Genomic DNA, 17,954 nt, shown 5'->3' on the forward strand with positions numbered 1-17,954 from the left:
ATGGCAGGATTGACGCTTCGAAACGTCGGCAAGCGCTATGGGGCGCTGTCCATCATCCAGGGGCTGAATCTGGACATCCACGACGGCGAGTTTCTTGTTCTCGTCGGGCCATCGGGCTGCGGAAAGTCGACGCTCCTGCGCATGATCGCAGGCCTCGAAGACATTAGCGAAGGAACGATCTCGATCGGCGGAAAGGTCGTCAACGACTTGCCCGCCTCGAAACGCGAGCTTTCCATGGTCTTTCAAAGCTACGCTCTTTATCCTCACATGAGCGTGCGAAAGAACCTGGCTTTCGGTCTTCAGAACTTCAAGGTTTCGCGCACCGAGGTGGAGCGGCGGGTGGCGGACGCCGCGCGCATCCTGCAAATCGAGCAGCTTATGGACCGCAAGCCGCGCCAACTTTCGGGCGGGCAGAAGCAACGCGTCGCCATCGGCAGGTCGATCGTGCGCGAGCCGCAGCTTTTCCTGTTCGACGAGCCGCTTTCCAATCTGGACGCGGAACTGCGCGTGCAGATGCGCGCGGAACTGGCCTCGCTCTACGCCCGCCTCGGCACTACCATGATCTACGTGACCCATGACCAGGTCGAAGCGATGACCATGGCAAGCCGGATCGTGGTCCTGCGCGGTGGCAAGATCGAGCAGCTCGGCACGCCCCAGGAACTCTATACCCGGCCGCAGAACCTCTTTGTGGCGGGCTTCATCGGCTCTCCGAAGATCAACATGCTGCAGGCCAGAGCAACCCGCGGGTCAGGAAAGACCACTGTGTCGGTGGCCGGCATGCCCGACTTTTCGATTGCCGAGCTTCCGACCGAGGATCCGGCGCTGACGTTATGCGTGCGGCCTTCGTCTCTGCGTGTCGGCAATGGCGATGTCACGGGCGAAGGCACGATCCGGCTGGTGGAATATCTCGGCAGCGAGACCTTGCTGCATATCGCGCTGTCTTCAGGCCAGGTGCTGCTGGCCAGCGACAACGGACGGACGCCCTACCGGATGGGCGATCCGGTCACCGTCGGATTCGACCTCTCCGAACTCCACTATTTCGATAGCGCAGGCAAACGCATCGAACCCATCCAGAAAGAAAGCCAAGCACAGTGAAGATCGCCATTGTTGGATGCGGCTCCCGGCATCAGATGTTCCGCAATTCCGTCGTTGAAGATTATGCCGATAAACATGAGATCGTTGCCCTTTGCGACAGCAACGCCCATCGCCTTGGCGAAGCGGCGCAAGCGGCCTCAAAACCCGGGACGAACGGCGTCGCGACTTATCTTGCCGCCGATTTCGACCGCCTGATCACCGAACAGAGGCCGGATACGGTCGTCGTCGCGACGCCGGATTTCCTGCATGCCGATTACATCGTTCGTGCCTTCGAGGCCGGCTGCGACGTCATTTGCGAAAAGCCGCTGACGATCGATCTCAGCCGTCTCAAGCAGATCGTCGATGCCCAGGCGCGCACGGGCCGAAAGGTCACAGTCACCTTCAACTACCGCTATTCACCGGCACGCACCCAGATCAAGGAGCTGATTTCCTCGGGCGCGATCGGCACCGTGACTGCGGTCGATTTCCGCTGGCACCTCGATCGGGTTCATGGCGCCGATTATTTTCGCCGCTGGCACCGCCAGAAAGAGAATTCCGGCGGGCTCCTGGTCCACAAATCGACCCACCATTTCGATCTTCTCAACTGGTGGCTGGGGACCGCGCCGACGGAAGTCCTGGCCTCCGGCCGACGCGTCTTTTATCGACCGGAAACGGCGGTGGAACTTGGTCTCGTGGGCCGTGGGCCACGCTGCAGCGACTGTCCCGTGGCCCACAAGTGCGATTTCCGGCTCGACCTTGCCGCCGACGAAAACCTGCGCAAGCTCTATGTGGAAGCTGAGCAGGAAGACGGTTATTTCCGCGATCTCTGCGTATTCGACGAGGAGATTGGCATCGAAGATACGATGCAGGCGCATATCCGCTACGCCTCGGGCGTCACCGCCAATTACACCCTGACTGCCTATTCGCCCTGGGAAGGGCTGGAGATCAAGTTCCAGGGCACCAAAGGCGACATTACCCATCGCCATGTCGAGGTCCATGGGGTTTTCGGCGGCAAACGCGCCCATGCGGACGAAGATGCGATCACCACCGAACTCCACCTGGCCGGCGAGCCTCCGCGCCAGCTCACCGTTCCGAAGGCGACGGGGGATCACGGCGGCGCGGATCCGGTCATGCTGGGTTATATCTTTGATCCGGAAAGCATGCAGCCCGATCCTTATGGCCGTGCCTCCGATCATGTTGCCGGCGCCTGGTCCATCCTCACCGGCATCGCTGCCAACGCTTCCATAGAAACGGGCTCGTTGGTCAACATACAATCCATGCTCCGCGCTCGCGGCATCCACCTGAACAGGTAGTTCCCATGGCTTTTAACCTTCGGATCGGCGTCATCGGCATAGACCACGGACATATCTACGGCATGATCAACGGCATGCTGGACGCCGGCGCCACGCTCGTTGCGTGGACGACCGGTGAGGAGACGCCGGAGGCGGTCCGCAAGACGTTCCAGGAAACCTATCCGGATCTGCCGGCCCGGCCGATGCAGGCCATCCTCGACGATGAAAGCATTGTCCTTGTCCTGTCGTCCGGGATCAACAGCGAGCGCGCCGATATCGCGGTGGCGGCAATGGTGCACGGCAAGGACGTTCTGGTCGACAAGCCCGGCTGCACCAGTCTGGAACAGCTGGCAGACATCCAACGCACCGTCGCGGATACCGGGCGAAGCTGGACCGTGTCCTTTTCCGAACGTGTCTCCGTCGAGAGCGCCACCCTGGCGGACCAGCTGATTGGCCAAGGTCGGATCGGCAAGGTGGTTCAGACGGTCGGTCTCGGACCACATCGCTTGAATGCGCATCTCAGGCCGGATTGGTTCTGGGACAGAGCTCGCTGCGGCGGAATTCTCGCCGATATCTGCGCCCATCAGTTCGATCAGTTCCTGCATTATACCGGATCGACCGAAGCACGCGTCGTTTCCGCCCATGTGACCAATGTCGCGAATCCGAATCGGCCGGGATTTCAGGATTTCGGCGAGGTGCTGCTGGAGGGCGATGGCGGCCGGGGCTATGCGCGCGTGGATTGGCTGACGCCCGACGGTCTTCCCGTCTGGGGCGACGGCAGGATGACCATCCTGGGAACGGAAGGTTATATCGAACTTCGCAAATACATCGATATCGCCGGTCGGGACGGTCAGGACCACGTCTTTCTGGTCGACAAGTCGGGCGTGCAGCGGTTCGAGGCGAGCGGCGCCGGAAAGCCGTTTTTCGCCCGCCTGGCCGCCGACGTGGAAAGGCGAACCGAGACGGCAATGCGCCAGTCTCATGCGTTCCTCGCGACGCGGTTGGGACTGCAGGCGCAACTTATCGCGGAAGAGAAAACAGACCGATGACGGAGCGTGTCAGGGTCGCCGTGATCGGCGCGGGTATAGGCAAGGCGCATATCGCCGCTTATGCCGAATTGGCCGATCTGTTCGACGTCCGTTACGTGTGCGATCTCAACCTGCCTCGCGCCGAGGACGCGGCGCAACAGGCGCCGGGCAGTCGGGCTGTTCCCGACATCAACCAGGTCTTCGCCGATCCCCTCGTGGATCTGGTCGACATCTGCCTGCCGCCACAACTGCACGCCCCGATGACGCTTGCCGCACTGGAAGCAGGAAAGCACGTCGTCTGCGAAAAACCGCTTGCCGGTTCAATAACCGAAGTGCGCCGGATTGCCGAGCTTTCCGAACGAACGGGGCGGCAGGTCTTTCCCGTTTTCCAGTATCGTTATGGCGCCGGCTACCGGGCGGCACACGAATTGAAGCTCCGGGGACTTTTGGGTCTGCCTTACGTGGTGGCGCTGGAGACACATTGGCAGCGGGGAGCTGACTATTACGCAGAACGCTGGCGGGGCACGTGGAAAGGCGAACTCGGCGGCGTACTTGTCAGCCATGCATGCCATATCCACAATCTCATGACTCATCTCGTCGGAGATGTCGTGGAGGTCGCCGCCTTCCTCGACACCCGCGTCAACCCCATTGAGACCGAGGATTGCGCGGTGCTTTCCATGCGCACCGCGCAGGGCGCGCTGATCACGTCGTCGGTCACCTTGGGTGCGGCCGGAAACAGTTCGCGGTTGAGGATGTGTTTCGAGCACGTCACGGTCACGTCAGGCGCAGAGGCCTATCAGATCGGGGCGGGACCGTGGAAGTTCGAAGCCACCGACCCGTCGCGGCAGCCCGAGATCGATGCGGCAACCCGAGAAATACCCGACGTCCTTCCACGGTTTCCGGGACTATTCGTGGATGTCCATGCGCGTCTCACCGGGAAGCCGGACCTCTATCTGCCGTCGCTTCAGGAAAGCTATCACTCGATCGAGCTTGTTACGGCAATCTACGCATCGGCAAGGGAAGGCCTGATCGTACGCCTGCCGCTTGCTACAGATCACCCCCTCGCCGCGGGTTGGCTGCCGGTCTGAACAAGGCAGATATCGGGTTGCGAAAAATCACAGAGCCGGAAGGGGCGCTCAGGCGGCCGACGCCCGCTCGGCCACCGCGCGATGGACTGCCGTCTGAAGTTGCTCTTGAGTGAACGGTTTGGTCATGCGCAAGAGATCTGAAAGCCCGTGATCTTCGTGTAGTTCGACATATCCGGAGGCCAGGATCACCGGCAAGCCCGGATAGGACCCGATGATCAGGCGCGCGAGCTCCGCCCCGGTCATCCCGGGCATGGCATGGTCCGTGATGACGAGGTCGAACCTCCGGCCGGAGTTGAGGATTTCCAGTGCGGCAGCGGCTGAAGGCGCCTCCGTGGTGACATGGCCAAGATCTTCCAGCATGGCTGAGGTTCCCATGCTGACGAGCGCGTCGTCATCGACCACAAGCACCGTCAGCGCGTTCGGCATATTGGGAGCAGCATCCTGGGGTGCGGCCTCCGGCGATGGAGCCGTCCCACCAATATCTTCGGCGATCGGCAACCACAAGGACACGGTCGTCCCCTCTCCCTTGACGCTCGACAGGTCCAGAATACCGCCCGATTGGGCCGCCAGACCGTGCACCATCGAAAGACCCAGACCGGTTCCCTTTCCAGGTCCTTTCGTCGTAAAAAAGGGCTCGGCCGCACGCGTCACCGTGGCTTCGTCCATGCCCTCTCCGGTGTCGGAAACCGAAATCCGCACGTAACGGCCGGCTGTCAGGCTGCTGGCCCGCGTGACATCTTTTTCCTCTGCGGACACCACGATCGTGCCACCCCCGGTCATGGCATCCCGGGCGTTGACGAACAGGTTGAGGAGGGCAAGCTCGAGCTGATTGCTGTCGACCAGCAACTGCGGCAGCCGTGGTGGAATGTCTTTCCTGATATCCACCCCAGGTCCGAGCGCCTTGCTCAGGAGGTCCTGAATGTTTTCGAAGAGCTCGGCGAAATCGACCGCGTGCGGCTTCAATTCCTGGCGGCGCGCGAATGCCAGCAATCGCTGGGTCAAAGCCGCGCCACGCTCGGCTGCCTGTATCGCATTGGCGACCAGCCGCTCACTCTTCTCATCGGTGGGAAGTCGCTTCTTCAGGAGGTTCAGGCTTCCCAGCACCGCCATCAGCAGATTGTTGAAATCATGGGCGACGCCGCCGGTCAGCTGACCGATCGTGTCCAGCTTCTGCGCCTCGAACAGTTGAGCAATCGCCTCTTCCCGCTCGCGCGTCCTCTGGTCAATCCGTTCCTCGAGTTCTTCGTTAAGCTGGCGCAATTGATTGGAGGAAGCTTCGAGCTCGGCGGTACGTTCGCGAACCCTATCCTCGAGGTCAGCGTTCAACCGCTCAAGTTCCCTCGTCTTTCGGTACAAGTCAGCGAACACTCGCACCTTGGCCCGCAGAACTTCGGGAACGATGGGTACCGAGACGTAATCGACGGCTCCCGCCGCATAACCGCGCAGCCGGTCCGGTTCGGCCATCATGACGGCCGATACAAATATGATTGCCGTATGCTGGTAGCGGGGATGCTCCCGGATCATGCTGACGAGCTCGAAACCATCCTGCTCCGGCATGCAGACATCCACCAGAATGACGGCAATATCGTTGCGCAGGAGGTGCTCCAAAGCCTCTCGGCCGGACTGGGCCTTGATCAGATTTTCACCAAGCTCCTGGAGCACGACCTCATAACTTAGAAGTTTTGCCGGCTGATCGTCCACGAGAAGGATGTTGACAGGGTCCATGGCCATATCCCCTAGCGGTGCAACCACATGCGGAGCGCGGATAGCAGTTGTTCGGTATTGACCGGCTTTGCCAGATAATCAGACGCACCCGCTTCCAGGCACTTCTCGCGGTCGCCTTTCATTGCTTTCGCGGTCAGCGCAAGGATCGGCAGGCGTCGGAATCTGGGATCCGAGCGGATCACCTGCGTCGTTTCGTAACCGTCCATTCCTGGCATCATGATATCCATCAGAACGATCGCGATGGCGCGATCCTTCTGAATGACGTCGATGGCTTCGCTGCCCGTGGTCGCGGTCAGAACTCTCATTCCACGACGCTCGAGAACACTGCTGAGTGCGAAAATATTGCGGGCGTCGTCGTCCACCAACAAAACGGTCTCTCCGATCAGATCCTCGTCCGAGCTGTGAAGTTCCTCGAGCATCGCTTGCTTGGCGGCCGGCATATCGGCCACCACCCGGTGGAGGAACAGGGCCGTCTCGTCCAGGAGACGCTCAGGCGACTCGACGCCCTTCACCACGACGCTGCGCGCCATGGTGTGTAGCTGGGCGTCCTCCTCGGGCGAGAGCTCGCGTCCCGTGAAGACCACCACCGGAACCTCGGCAATGTCATCGTCGTCACGGATCTTTTCGAGAACTTCGAAACCGGACATATCAGGCAGAGTAAGATCGAGAACGACGCAGTCGGCCGGATCCTCTTTAAGTGCGGCGAGCGCCTCTGCACCCGAGCCGACACTTTCGATGTCGATATCGTCATGGCTGAGCAGAGCGGTCACGCTCAGCCGCTCAGCCTCGCTGTCTTCAACAAGAAGAAGCCGCTTGCGGCGCGGCTCCGCATAATTCTTCAGCCGCAGGAATGCTTTACCGAGACTGTCGGTCGTGGTCGGCTTGCTCATGAATGCGAAGGCGCCGCGTGTGAGGCCATGTTGACGGTCCTCATCAAGGCTGATGATCTGAACGGGAATATGCCGCGTCGCCGCGCTCTGCTTGAGTTGGCTCAGCACCGTCCAGCCGAGCATGTCCGGCAGGAAAATGTCGAGAGATATCGCGGCAGGTTTGTATTCCTGCGCCAAATTCAGCGCTTCGCCACCGCGCGTCGCCACCAGCACCTTGAACCCGCTGTCATGGGCCAGATCGACAAGGACGCGGGCATAATGCGGATCGTCCTCGACGATCAGCAAAACCGCATCCCCGGGCTGTATTTCGCCGCGATCGTCTTCGACCTGTTCCGCGGGCTTGTCGGCGCGACGTGCGGCGGCGGCCTCTGCGAGTTGCACGACATTGCTGTGGGCCGGCAGGGATCTCGACGCGGGGGAAGCGCCCACATATGTCAGCGGCAAATAGAGCACGAACGTGCTGCCGACACCGGGCGTGCTGCGCAGCTGGATTTCGCCGCCAAGAAGGTTCGCGAGTTCGCGGCTGATCGCAAGGCCCAACCCGGTGCCGCCGTATTTCCGGCTGGTCGAAGCGTCAGCCTGCTGGAACGCCTCGAATATGATGCGCTGCTTTTCGGGCGGTATGCCGATCCCGGTATCGGTGACCTCGAAGGCGATCACCGATGGCGCATGTTTGAGAGACGAATGATCCAGCGACCAGCCTTCGGTCACCGGCGCGACTTTCAGCGTGACACCGCCTTGCGCGGTGAACTTGAAGGCGTTGGACAACAGGTTCTTGAGGATCTGCTGCAACCGCTTGGAGTCGGTAATGATGCTTCTCGGCACGTCCTCGCCAATCTCGACCATGTAGCTGAGATCGCGATTTTCCGCTTCATGCCTAAACGGCCGCGACATCATCTCCAGCAGGTTGGTGATGAATATCTCCTCGGCATCGACCGATACGGTCCCCGACTCGATTTTGGAGAGGTCGAGAATATCGCTGATCAGGTTGAGGAGATCGGTGCCAGCCCCATGGATCGTCTTTGCGAACTCCACCTGCTTGCCGGAGAGGTTGCCGTCGGGATTTTCTCCGAGCTGCTGGCCGAGGATAAGGATCGAGTTCAGCGGCGTGCGCAGCTCGTGCGACATGTTGGCGAGGAACTCGGACTTGTATTTCGACGTCAACGCCAGCTCGGTTGCCTTTTCTTCCAGCGCGCGGCGGGCCTGCTCGATTTCCTGGTTCTTCGCCTCGACCTCGACATTTCGTTCTTCGAGCTGCTGCGCCTTTTGCTCAAGCTGCTCGTTGGTCTGCTGCAATTCCCTCTGCTGCGTCTGAAGTTCTGTCGCAAGCTGTTGCGATTGCTTGAGCAGGCCTTCCGTCTGCATCGTCGCCTCGATCGAGTTGAGTACGATGCCGATCGAGGTCGTCAGCTGGTCCAGGAAGGAAAGCTGCAACTCGGTAAATTCGCCGGCCGACGCAAGCTCGATCACCGCCTTGACCTGCCCTTCAAAGTGAACCGGCAGAACGATGGCGCTCTTGGGAAGGGTCGAGAAAACGCCAGAGCTGATGGGAACGACATTGTCGGGAAGATTGGTAACCAGAATGCGCCGGGCATCGATGGCGCACTGCCCCACAAGCCCCTGGCCGAATTCCAGACGCCGCGGATGTGCCGCACCGACCCCGTCCGCATAACTTGACAGCAGAGACAGGGTTGGCTGGTGATCCTCAGCGTCCACCTGATAGATCACACCTTGATGTGCCCCGACGAGGGGCGCGAGTTCAGAGAGCAGCATTTTCCCGACCAGCGTCAGGTCGCGCTGCCCCTGGAGCATGTTGGTGAACCTTGCCAGGTTCGTCTTCAGCCAGTCCTGTTCGGTATTCTGCTCCGTCGTCAGGCGCAGGTTGCCGATCATCGTATTGATGTTGTCTTTGAGCTCGGCGACTTCACCGCGCGCTTCCACCTGGATCGACCGCGTCAGGTCGCCCTTGGTGACGGCCGTCGCGACTTCCGCGATAGCCCGGACCTGAGTGGTCAGGTTGGCGGCCAGCAGGTTGACGTTGCCCGTCAGGTCCTTCCAGGTGCCGGCGGTACCCGGCACATTCGCCTGACCGCCGAGACGGCCTTCGACACCGACTTCGCGAGCAACCGTCGTGACCTGGTCGGCGAACGTCGCGAGCGTATTGGTCATGTTGTTGATGGTTTCGGCAAGCGCGGCGACCTCGCCCTTGGATGCGACGGTGAGGTTCTGCTTGAGATCGCCGTTGGCGACGGCCGTCACCACCTTGACGATGCCGCGCACCTGCTCGGTTAGATTGGCGGCCATGACGTTGACGGTGTCGGTCAAGTCTTTCCACGTACCGGCGACGCCCGGTACCTGCGCCTGTCCGCCGAGCTTGCCCTCGGTGCCGACTTCGCGCGCCACGCGCGTGACTTCGCCCGCAAAGGCGTTCAGCTGATCGACCATCGTGTTGATGGTATTCTTCAGTTCGAGAATTTCGCCCTTCACATCCACGGTGATCTTACGCGACAGGTCGCCTCGCGCAACGGCTGTCGTCACTTCGGCGATATTGCGGACCTGCGTAGTGAGATTGGCCGCAAGCAGGTTGACGTTATCGGTCAGATCCTTCCAGGTGCCCGCGACGCCCGGCACGACCGCTTGGCCGCCAAGACGGCCGTCAGTGCCGACCTCGCGCGCCACGCGCGTCACTTCGCCCGCGAACGACCGCAGCTGGTCGACCATCGTGTTGAGCGTGTCCTTCAACAGCAGGATTTCACCACGAACGTCGACGGTGATCTTGCGCGACAGGTCGCCATTGGCGATCGCGGTGGCGACCTCGGCGATATTGCGCACCTGCGCCGTCAGGTTGCCGGCCATCGAGTTGACGCTGTCGGTCAGATCCTTCCAGGTACCCGCGACGCCCGAGACCTGCGCCTGGCCGCCGAGCTTGCCTTCGGTGCCGACCTCGCGTGCGACACGCGTCACTTCCCCGGCAAAGGCGTTGAGCTGATCCACCATCGTGTTGATGGTGTTTTTCAGTTCCAGGATTTCGCCTTTCACGTCGACGGTGATCTTGCGCGACAGATCTCCTCGTGCAACCGCAGTCGTCACTTCCGCGATGTTTCGCACCTGACCGGTGAGGTTGGACGCCATCGAGTTGACGTTCTCGGTCAGATCCTTCCAGGTGCCGGCAACACCCGGTACCTGAGCCTGTCCGCCGAGCTTGCCTTCGGTACCCACTTCGCGCGCCACACGGGTCACTTCAGAGGCGAACCGGTTGAGCTGGTCCACCATCGTGTTGAGGGTTTCCTTGAGCTGAAGGATTTCACCCTTCACATCGACCGTGATCTTGCGCGAAAGGTCGCCGTTGGCGATCGCAGTCGAGACCTCGGCGATGTTGCGGACCTGGGCCGTCAGATTGCCGGCCATCGAATTCACCGAATCCGTCAGATCCTTCCACGTGCCGGCAACACCCAGAACATTCGCCTGGCCCCCGAGCCGCCCTTCAGTCCCGACCTCTCGGGCGACACGCGTCACCTCTCCGGCAAAGCCGTTGAGCTGGTCCACCATCGTGTTGATGGTCTCTTTGAGCTCCAGAATTTCACCGGACACCGTCACGGTAATCTTCTTCGACAGGTCACCCTGGGCCACGGCGGTCGCAACTTCAGCGATGTTGCGCACCTGACCGGTCAGGTTGGAGGCCATCGAGTTGACCGAGTCTGTCAGGTCCTTCCAGGTTCCGGCCACGCCGCGCACATTCGCCTGGCCGCCAAGCCGGCCTTCGGTCCCCACTTCGCGCGCGACGCGCGTCACTTCGGATGCAAACGCGTTAAGCTGGTCGACCATGGTGTTGATGGTCTCCTTCAGCTCCAGGATTTCGCCCTTGACGTCGACGGTGATCTTCTTCGACAAGTCGCCATTGGCGATTGCCGTGGAGACCTCGGCAATGTTGCGGACCTGTGCCGTCAGGTTCCCGGCCATGGAGTTGACGTTCTCCGTCAGGTCCTTCCAGGTGCCGGCGACGCCGCGGACGTTTGCCTGCCCGCCGAGCCGTCCTTCCGTTCCCACTTCGCGGGCGACGCGCGTCACCTCCGAGGCGAAGGCATTCAGCTGATCGACCATCGTGTTGATGGTTTCCTTGAGTTCCAGGATTTCACCCGAAACCGTGACCGTGATCTTTTTCGACAAGTCGCCATTGGCGATTGCAGTCGACACTTCGGCGATGTTTCGCACCTGGGCCGTAAGATTGGAGGCCATGGAATTGACGTTGTCGGTGAGGTCTTTCCAGGTCCCGGCAACGCCCGGCACTTGAGCCTGGCCGCCCAGCCGGCCTTCGGTGCCAACTTCGCGGGCAACACGCGTCACCTCGCCGGCAAAGCCATTGAGCTGGTCGACCATCGTATTGATGGTTTCCTTCAGTTCGAGGATTTCGCCGGACACATCGACGGTGATCTTTCGAGAGAGGTCGCCGCGGGCGACGGCGGTCGTCACCTGGGCGATATTTCGCACCTGCGCCGTCAGGTTACCGCACATTGCGTTGACCGAGTCGGTCAAATCTTTCCACGTGCCCGCAACGCCCGGCACAAGGGCTTGGCCACCCAGCTTTCCTTCCGTGCCGACTTCTCGGGCAACGCGCGTCACTTCCGACGCGAAGGAGCGGAGCTGGTCGACCATCGTGTTGATGGCTTCCTTCAGCTGCAGAATTTCGCCGCGAACATCGACGGTGATCTTTTTGGAAAGATCGCCGTTGGCAACCGCGATCGTGACGTCCGCGATATTGCGGACCTGAGCGGTCAGGTTCGAAGCCATCGAGTTGACGCTCTCGGTCAGGTCTTTCCACACGCCGGTGACTTCCGGAACCTGAGCCTGCCCACCCAATTTGCCATCCGTGCCGACCTCGCGGGCAACGCGCGTCACTTCGGACGTGAATACGCTCAGCTGCTTGATCATCGTGTTGACGATCTCGGCTGAACGCAGGAATTCGCCTTTCAGCGGTCGCCCATCCACGTCAAGCGGAACCGTCTGGAGCAGGTCGCCTTTGGCGACCGCCGTGATCGTGCGGGTGACCGCCGTCGTCGGCCACAGCAAGTCGTCGATCAGGGTATTGATCGACCCTTCCATGTCTGCCCAGGCTCCATCGGAAAGTCCAAATCTAACCCGCGTGCTGGTGCGCCCATCCCGCCCGACCACCTGGCCGACGTTTTCAAGCTGAGCGGCCATTTTCTGGTTGGCCGCGATGATATCGTTCAAAGTATCTGCAATTTTTCCGGTGACACCGGTCATATCGGACCGCATCCGGACCGAAAAGTCTCCCCGTCTCATCGCCAGGAGAGCTTCAAGCAGGGCGCGGGCATCTTCGTCCGCCATCACCGCGACGTTCACGTCTGAAAGGTCGCCCGAATCCACGCCACTGCGCTGAACGTCATTGCCCTGTCTCGCCACCGAAGCCCCCTGCCTTAGAGTGCCATTTTAATCTAGCGCAGGATTTCAAAAAGACTACTGGCCGGGCGCACTCCACCTCCCGCGTCAGACAAGCAAAATCCGCTCGGTTTAGGGACGCTAATTGCGGCAAGTGAAGGCCCGGAAAAATACGGCCCGGCCGGTCGATCCGGCACACGAGCTGCGGCTGAATTTGTCAAATAGTGCAGTTATACAATTGACAATACGAGCATATTTCGCTCAAAAAAGATAACAACAGATCATGTGGTCTAATATGCTGGTTATTCTCGCCGACGACCTGACTGGCGCGCTTGATTGCGCAGCACCGTTTGCCGGCAGGGGTTTGCATACTGAAATCGCGCTGAGCGCCGAGGCTATCGAGTGGGCCTTGCAAATGAGGCCCGCGGTTCTTTCAATCAACCTCGGATCTCGTGAAGTCGGGGCGGAGGCTGCGCGGCAGGCGACTGCGGCGGCCCTGTCGTGCCTGCCATCGGACATCGTTCTGTTCAAGAAGATCGATTCCCGCCTCAAGGGCAATATCGCTGCCGAGCTTGACGTCACGCCTTTTCACCTGGCGCTGGTCGCTCCGGCGATACCCGATTTCGGGCGGAATGTCCGAACCGGACATGTCGAAGGTTTCGGCCTGGACAAGCCGCTGAATGTCGCCGATGCGCTTGGCGTTCATGCCGAACGGGCCATCATTCCCGATACCCTTTCGCAGGAAGACATGTCCGCGGCTTTGGCAATTGGCCGCGAGGCCGGGACCGATCTTTTTGTCGGCGCCAGGGGTCTCGCCGAGGCGCTGGCATGTCATATGACCGGCCGTCAGGCCGCCGAACCGGCCCTGCCTGAACCGGGCCCTGCCCTTTTTGTCATCGGCTCGAGAGATCCAATCACGCTGGCGCAAGTCGAGGAACTGCGCCAGGCGGTCGTGCTTGACTATATCGCCGCGCCGAACGGGCGTCTGGAAAGGGTTGTTCCACCCCAGCATTCCGTGACGCTGGTTCAGGCCACGCCGGATGGAAAGGACGACCCGCCGCTTCTGGTATCGGACAGGATGGCGGCGAGCATAGTCCCGGGCATGACCGCACCAGCCGCCACTCTGCTTCTCTCGGGCGGGGCGACTGCCGAGGCTGTCCTGAAGGCAATGAATGTCTCGAGATTCCAGCTTCTCGGCGAATGTCTGCCGGGCCTTGGCTTGGCTTATATCGATGGCCAATGCATCATCGCCAAATCCGGCGGATTCGGCACGCCGGGCACATTGTGCGAGATAGCAAGAATAGCCATGGGCGAGAAGGGTTGAACGATGGGGCTTGAGAGCGGTACTGCCCGCAAGGGCCTTCCCGATATCGTCTTTGAGCGGATGTTGCGCGCGATCAAGTCGGGAGCATACAAGCCGGATGAACGGTTGCCGACCGAACACGAGCTAGCCAACGAATTCGAAGTGTCGCGACCGGTGATCCGGGAAGCGCTGAGACGGTTGCGCGAGCAGGGACTGATCTATTCGAGGCGCGGTGCCGGCAGCTTCGTACGTGCGCTCGGCCTGCGTGAACCGCTCGGATTCGGCCAGCTGGAAAACGTCGCCGATCTCCTCAACTGTTATGAATTTCGCATGACGCTTGAGCCGGCGGCCGCGGCTGCGGCGGCAGTGCGTCACGACAAGGAGAGCCTGGCGGCGATAAAGCGGGCCTTGGAATTGCTGCGCGATGCCACGAACCGCCAGGCCCATCGTGAAGATGCCGACTACCAGTTCCATCTGGCCATCGCCCGTGCGGCTCAGAACAACTACTTCTCGACGGCGATGGAAGCCCTGAAAGATCACATTGCAGTGGGGATGAAATTCCACGGCGCCTCCGTGAAAAGAGAAGCCACCGGACTTGCGAAAGTGTTCGGCGAGCACGAGGCAATCGCCGATGCGATCACTCGCGGTGACCAGGAAGCGTCGCGGCAACTGATGCTGGACCACTTGAAAGGTTCACGCGAACGACTGTTTCAGTCCTCGCACCGGTGAAACCTCTAGATGTCATCCGGCAACCTACAGCCGGATGACCGTCACTTCAAAACGCCGCCTCGTAGATACCCAGCACATCCTGGACACTCATTTCGGCCGGGTTGTTATCCATCAGCCGGCGGATGGCATGTGCCTCCGAAGCGTAGAGGGAAAGTTCCTCCTGCCTGGCGCCATGAGCCGCCAGCGACATCTGGATGCCAAGCCCTCCGCAGAAGTCGTAGGCTGAAGAGCGCAATTCATCCGAGGAGAGGTGATCGCCGAGGCCCAATGCTGCAGCCACTTCCGCAGTCTTTGCGGCAACGACCGGCTGATTGAAAGCCAGGACATGCGGGAAAACGATGGCATTCGCCAGCCCGTGCGGCAGGTTGAGACGCGTGCCCAGCGGATAGGCGATCGCGTGGCCGGCCGCGGTATTGACCGGACCGAGGCAAATGCCGCCGTAATAGGAAGCAAGCATCAGCCCTTCGCGCGCCTCAGTATCCTGCCCGTCCTTCACCGCCCGCGCCAGGTACCGGCCGACCAGCCCAAAACCCATGCGGGCAAAACCGTCGATCATCGGGTGGGCACGGCGGTTGGTGAAGGCCTCGACGCAATGCGCCATGGCGTCGACACCCGTAGCAGCCGTCACAGCCGGAGGCACCGAATAGGTCAATTCAGGATCGAGCACCGCGAAATCTGCGATCATGTGCGGGCTTTCCACCGCGATCTTGGTCCGCTTGACCGGATCGGTGATGAGCGAGCGGATACCCGCCTCCGAGCCAGTGCCCGCGGTGGTCGCGACCTGGACAAGCCGTGTGCGGCGACCGGCGACGCGATTGGGACCGGCAACGTCCTCAAGCGTCTGCTTGGAATCCCACAGCGCCGCAACCAGCTTGGCGACATCCAATACCGATCCACCACCAAGTCCGACGATCATCTGCGGGCGGGCCTTTCGGGCGGACTCCAGCGCAGCATCCAGAGTTGCGGTATCCGGCTCGCCTGGAATGGCGTCGAATACCGAAAATCGGCCGGGTAACTGCAGACGGTCGGCGAAACCAGCCGTGATCGGCGTCGCAATCACCAGTGTCGAGGCGACATCTTCGGCCCAGGGGCCAACCTGGCTGATCGTGCCGGCACCGACGGCGAGGCGCAGCGGCTGGTGGAGTGTGATGGGTGCAATGGCCATGACGCGTTCCTTACCGGACCCCCGCCACGAGCTTGCGCGCGTAGGCGATGGCAGAATTCATGTTGCCGTGATTGGCGATCCCCTTGCCGGCGATATCGAACGCGGTGCCGTGATCGACGGAGGTGCGATCGATCGGCAGATCGACGGAGACGTTGACGGCCGTATCGAAGGCCACGAGCTTGATCGGGATATGGCCCTGATCGTGATACTGCGCGACGACCAGATCGAAGGCGCCGGAATAGGCCCGGTGGAAAACCGTATCGGCGGAAATCGGCCCGTGGACCTCGATGCCTTCGGCGCGGGCGGCCGCAACGGCCGGCGCGATCTGATCGTCATCTTCCGTGCCGAAGAGACCGTTTTCGCCGCAATGGGGATTGATGCCGGCAACCGCAATGCGCGGACGTTGATAACCGATGCGCTTCAGATGCGCGTCACCGGCGCGGATCGTCGCCAGAACCCGTTCCGTCGTAGCACGCCGGATGGCCTCCTGCAGGGAAACATGCGTGGAGACATGGATCACCTTCAGACGGTCGGACGCCAGCAGCATGTATGCCGCTGCCGAACCGGTGAGGCTGCGCAGCATGCCCGTGTGTCCATCGTAGTGATGACCTGCAAGGTTGAGCGCTTCCTTGTTGATCGGCGCGGTGACAATGCAGCCGATCGAGCCGGCCTCGGCATCGCGTACGGCGCGCTCGATGAAGCGGAACGCCGCGTCGCCGGCGACCGCCGACAACTGCCCCCACGGCAGAGGCGCTCCCTCCACCGGAAGGTCGACCACGTAAGGCATGAGGTCGAGCGTGACCCCGACCGCATCGCGCGCCGCCTCCAGCGTCGCAAGATTGCCGTAGACCCGCGTTGCGGAGCGATCGGCGTCGGACATCTCGGCCAGCGCCTTGACTGTTACTTCCGGACCGACGCCACAGGGGTCTCCCATGGTGATACCAATGATATTGCTCATCAAACTCTCCCGTCAGTCGCGTCTGCCCAGTCCGAAGCCAGGCTCACGTATTTGATTGCCCGCCTGTGATAGGTATAGGCGATGTGCAGGGTCCCGTCCGGCGCTTCCAGTAGCCACGGATAGGACATTTCCTTGTTGCGGCCGTCGGTGGAATCGTTGGACAGGCAGGTACCCGGCCCGTCTTCGATCAGGATACGGACTGGAAAACTAAGCCCACCATCATCCGAAATACAGACACAAACCGGCGCGCGCGGCACGCCCCAGACGGGCACGCAACCACCTGTGGGATCCGCATCCGGCCTTTCGTCGCTTTCGCCGAGCTCGTCGTAAAGCGAAGCCCGCCGATCCTCGGACTGGGCTGCGCTTACCGGGTTGCAGATCATCGCAAGCCGACCGTCCTTCAACCGGATAACAGCGATCGAGGAATTGTTGTTGGGCACATCCGTTGCCTCCGGCGCCGACCAGGATCGGCCGCCATCGGCGCTTTCGCTCCGGTAGACGAAATCCGCCTGCCTCCGGCGGAAAAACGCCGCATGGCCGCCTGCCGGCAAGGCGACGGGACTCATGTGGACGCAGCCGGTCGATTGCGGCAATTCTTCGAGGCGCCAGGTTTTCCCGGCATCTGTCGATATCCCGACCGCCGCCGTATCATGGCTTCCGTTCCACTTCTGGCCCGGTCGCTGAACGCAACGGAAGATCGGCAGAAGCCATGCGCCGTCATCGCGCACCGTCAGCGGGGCCCGGATGAAACATCCTTTCGGCAGATCGAGATAACCGCCGGCTTCCGCCGTCAGTCTTGTCGTATCGCTTTGATCTCGCCGGATTTCCGCCATGCGGATACGGCATTCGTCCTGGTTGCCGGAAGGCTGCGACGTGTGGAAAAGCCAGAGCCGGCCATCGGGCGCGGTAAACAGAACCGGGTTCTGCTCGGAATGTGCGTCATCGAAGCTCAGCCTCTGCGGCGGACCCCAGAGATCCGAGCCCGGCTGAAGGACGGAGGCGAAAATGGATATGTCGGACTTTCCTTCCAGCGAGCCACCGAACCAGGCGCAGATCAACGCGCCGTCGGCCAGGAGATGCAGGAAGCTTGCATGGTTCTGAACCATGGGGGAAGGCAGGAAGGCTTCATGCCTTCCGGCAGTCACCATCCGTACCGTGCCGATCATTGCTGACGCTATTTCATCAGGGCTCATAAAGCTCTCCTCTCGGCGCCGAGAATTACCATAACCGCTAAGTTGTCAAGTTTTATAAAGCACATCGCCCACAGTTATGAGAGGCATATTCAACCACAACATTATGAAAATT

The 17,954-nt window shown here is 61.2% G+C and carries 11 protein-coding genes; 6 read left to right on the forward strand and 5 right to left on the reverse strand.

What is annotated here, in order from left to right:
- Genes AC1DLT_RS03635 through AC1DLT_RS03650 form a run of 4 tightly spaced genes read left to right on the forward strand, consistent with a single transcriptional unit; the run spans position 1 to position 4,482 of the window.
- A complete protein-coding gene (locus AC1DLT_RS03635) occupies positions 1 to 1,095 on the forward strand; it encodes an ABC transporter ATP-binding protein (RefSeq protein WP_477485896.1) in 1,095 nt (364 codons plus the stop codon).
- Entirely contained in the window at positions 1,092 to 2,387 is a 1,296-nt protein-coding gene (locus AC1DLT_RS03640; RefSeq protein WP_477485897.1) for a Gfo/Idh/MocA family protein, read from the forward strand. Before AC1DLT_RS03635 ends, AC1DLT_RS03640 begins: the two co-directional genes overlap by 4 nt.
- A 5-nt stretch (positions 2,388 to 2,392) precedes the next feature.
- Positions 2,393 to 3,415, forward strand: a complete 1,023-nt coding sequence (locus AC1DLT_RS03645; protein ID WP_477485898.1) for a Gfo/Idh/MocA family protein — start codon at positions 2,393 to 2,395, stop codon at positions 3,413 to 3,415.
- Entirely contained in the window at positions 3,412 to 4,482 is a 1,071-nt protein-coding gene (locus AC1DLT_RS03650) for a Gfo/Idh/MocA family protein (RefSeq protein ID WP_477485899.1), read from the forward strand. Before AC1DLT_RS03645 ends, AC1DLT_RS03650 begins: the two co-directional genes overlap by 4 nt.
- A 48-nt stretch (positions 4,483 to 4,530) precedes the next feature.
- On the opposite strand, the gene AC1DLT_RS03655 is transcribed toward AC1DLT_RS03650, so the two are convergent.
- Both AC1DLT_RS03655 and AC1DLT_RS03660 read right to left on the reverse strand, forming a co-directional pair.
- Positions 4,531 to 6,207, reverse strand: a complete 1,677-nt coding sequence (locus AC1DLT_RS03655; RefSeq protein ID WP_477485900.1) for a response regulator — start codon at positions 6,205 to 6,207, stop codon at positions 4,531 to 4,533.
- Between the two features lie 11 nt (positions 6,208 to 6,218).
- Positions 6,219 to 12,443, reverse strand: coding sequence for a HAMP domain-containing protein (locus AC1DLT_RS03660; RefSeq protein WP_477485993.1), 6,225 nt, complete (start codon positions 12,441 to 12,443; stop codon positions 6,219 to 6,221).
- Between the two features lie 346 nt (positions 12,444 to 12,789).
- Between AC1DLT_RS03660 and AC1DLT_RS03665 the strand changes: the two genes are divergently transcribed.
- Complete coding sequence (locus tag AC1DLT_RS03665; protein WP_477485901.1) at positions 12,790 to 13,818, forward strand: four-carbon acid sugar kinase family protein; 1,029 nt, start codon at positions 12,790 to 12,792, stop codon at positions 13,816 to 13,818.
- Positions 13,819 to 13,821: 3 nt separating this feature from the next.
- Positions 13,822 to 14,526, forward strand: a complete 705-nt coding sequence (locus tag AC1DLT_RS03670; protein ID WP_040125623.1) for a FadR/GntR family transcriptional regulator — start codon at positions 13,822 to 13,824, stop codon at positions 14,524 to 14,526.
- A gap of 46 nt (positions 14,527 to 14,572) precedes the next feature.
- Here AC1DLT_RS03670 and AC1DLT_RS03675 read toward each other — a convergent pair whose 3' ends face one another.
- Genes AC1DLT_RS03675 through AC1DLT_RS03685 form a run of 3 tightly spaced genes read right to left on the reverse strand, consistent with a single transcriptional unit; the run spans position 14,573 to position 17,842 of the window.
- The gene (locus AC1DLT_RS03675) at positions 14,573 to 15,691 is read right to left on the reverse strand and encodes an iron-containing alcohol dehydrogenase (RefSeq protein WP_477485902.1); all 1,119 of its coding nucleotides are present in this window, start codon (positions 15,689 to 15,691) and stop codon (positions 14,573 to 14,575) included.
- A 10-nt stretch (positions 15,692 to 15,701) separates the two neighbouring features.
- A complete protein-coding gene (gene pdxA / locus AC1DLT_RS03680; RefSeq protein WP_477485903.1) occupies positions 15,702 to 16,649 on the reverse strand; it encodes a 4-hydroxythreonine-4-phosphate dehydrogenase PdxA in 948 nt (315 codons plus the stop codon).
- A complete protein-coding gene (locus AC1DLT_RS03685) occupies positions 16,649 to 17,842 on the reverse strand; it encodes a sialidase family protein (protein ID WP_477485904.1) in 1,194 nt (397 codons plus the stop codon). Before AC1DLT_RS03685 ends, pdxA begins: the two co-directional genes overlap by 1 nt.
- Between the last annotated feature and the right edge of the window lie 112 nt (positions 17,843 to 17,954).

The sequence above is a fragment of the Neorhizobium sp. 05N33 genome (assembly GCF_056397445.1).

Bases quoted from the DNA above. Each gene is read 5' to 3' on its own strand.
- AC1DLT_RS03670 (WP_040125623.1), top strand. From the start codon at position 13,822: ATGGGGCTTGAGAGCGGTACTGCCCGCAAGGGCCTTCCCGATATCGTC.
- AC1DLT_RS03635 (WP_477485896.1), top strand. From the start codon at position 1: ATGGCAGGATTGACGCTTCGAAACGTCGGCAAGCGCTATGGGGCGCTG.
- AC1DLT_RS03685 (WP_477485904.1), bottom strand. From the start codon at position 17,842: ATGAGCCCTGATGAAATAGCGTCAGCAATGATCGGCACGGTACGGATG.
- AC1DLT_RS03675 (WP_477485902.1), bottom strand. From the start codon at position 15,691: ATGGCCATTGCACCCATCACACTCCACCAGCCGCTGCGCCTCGCCGTC.
- pdxA (WP_477485903.1), bottom strand. From the start codon at position 16,649: ATGAGCAATATCATTGGTATCACCATGGGAGACCCCTGTGGCGTCGGT.
- AC1DLT_RS03665 (WP_477485901.1), top strand. From the start codon at position 12,790: ATGCTGGTTATTCTCGCCGACGACCTGACTGGCGCGCTTGATTGCGCA.
- AC1DLT_RS03645 (WP_477485898.1), top strand. From the start codon at position 2,393: ATGGCTTTTAACCTTCGGATCGGCGTCATCGGCATAGACCACGGACAT.
- AC1DLT_RS03650 (WP_477485899.1), top strand. From the start codon at position 3,412: ATGACGGAGCGTGTCAGGGTCGCCGTGATCGGCGCGGGTATAGGCAAG.
- AC1DLT_RS03655 (WP_477485900.1), bottom strand. From the start codon at position 6,207: ATGGACCCTGTCAACATCCTTCTCGTGGACGATCAGCCGGCAAAACTT.
- AC1DLT_RS03660 (WP_477485993.1), bottom strand. From the start codon at position 12,443: ATGGCGGACGAAGATGCCCGCGCCCTGCTTGAAGCTCTCCTGGCGATG.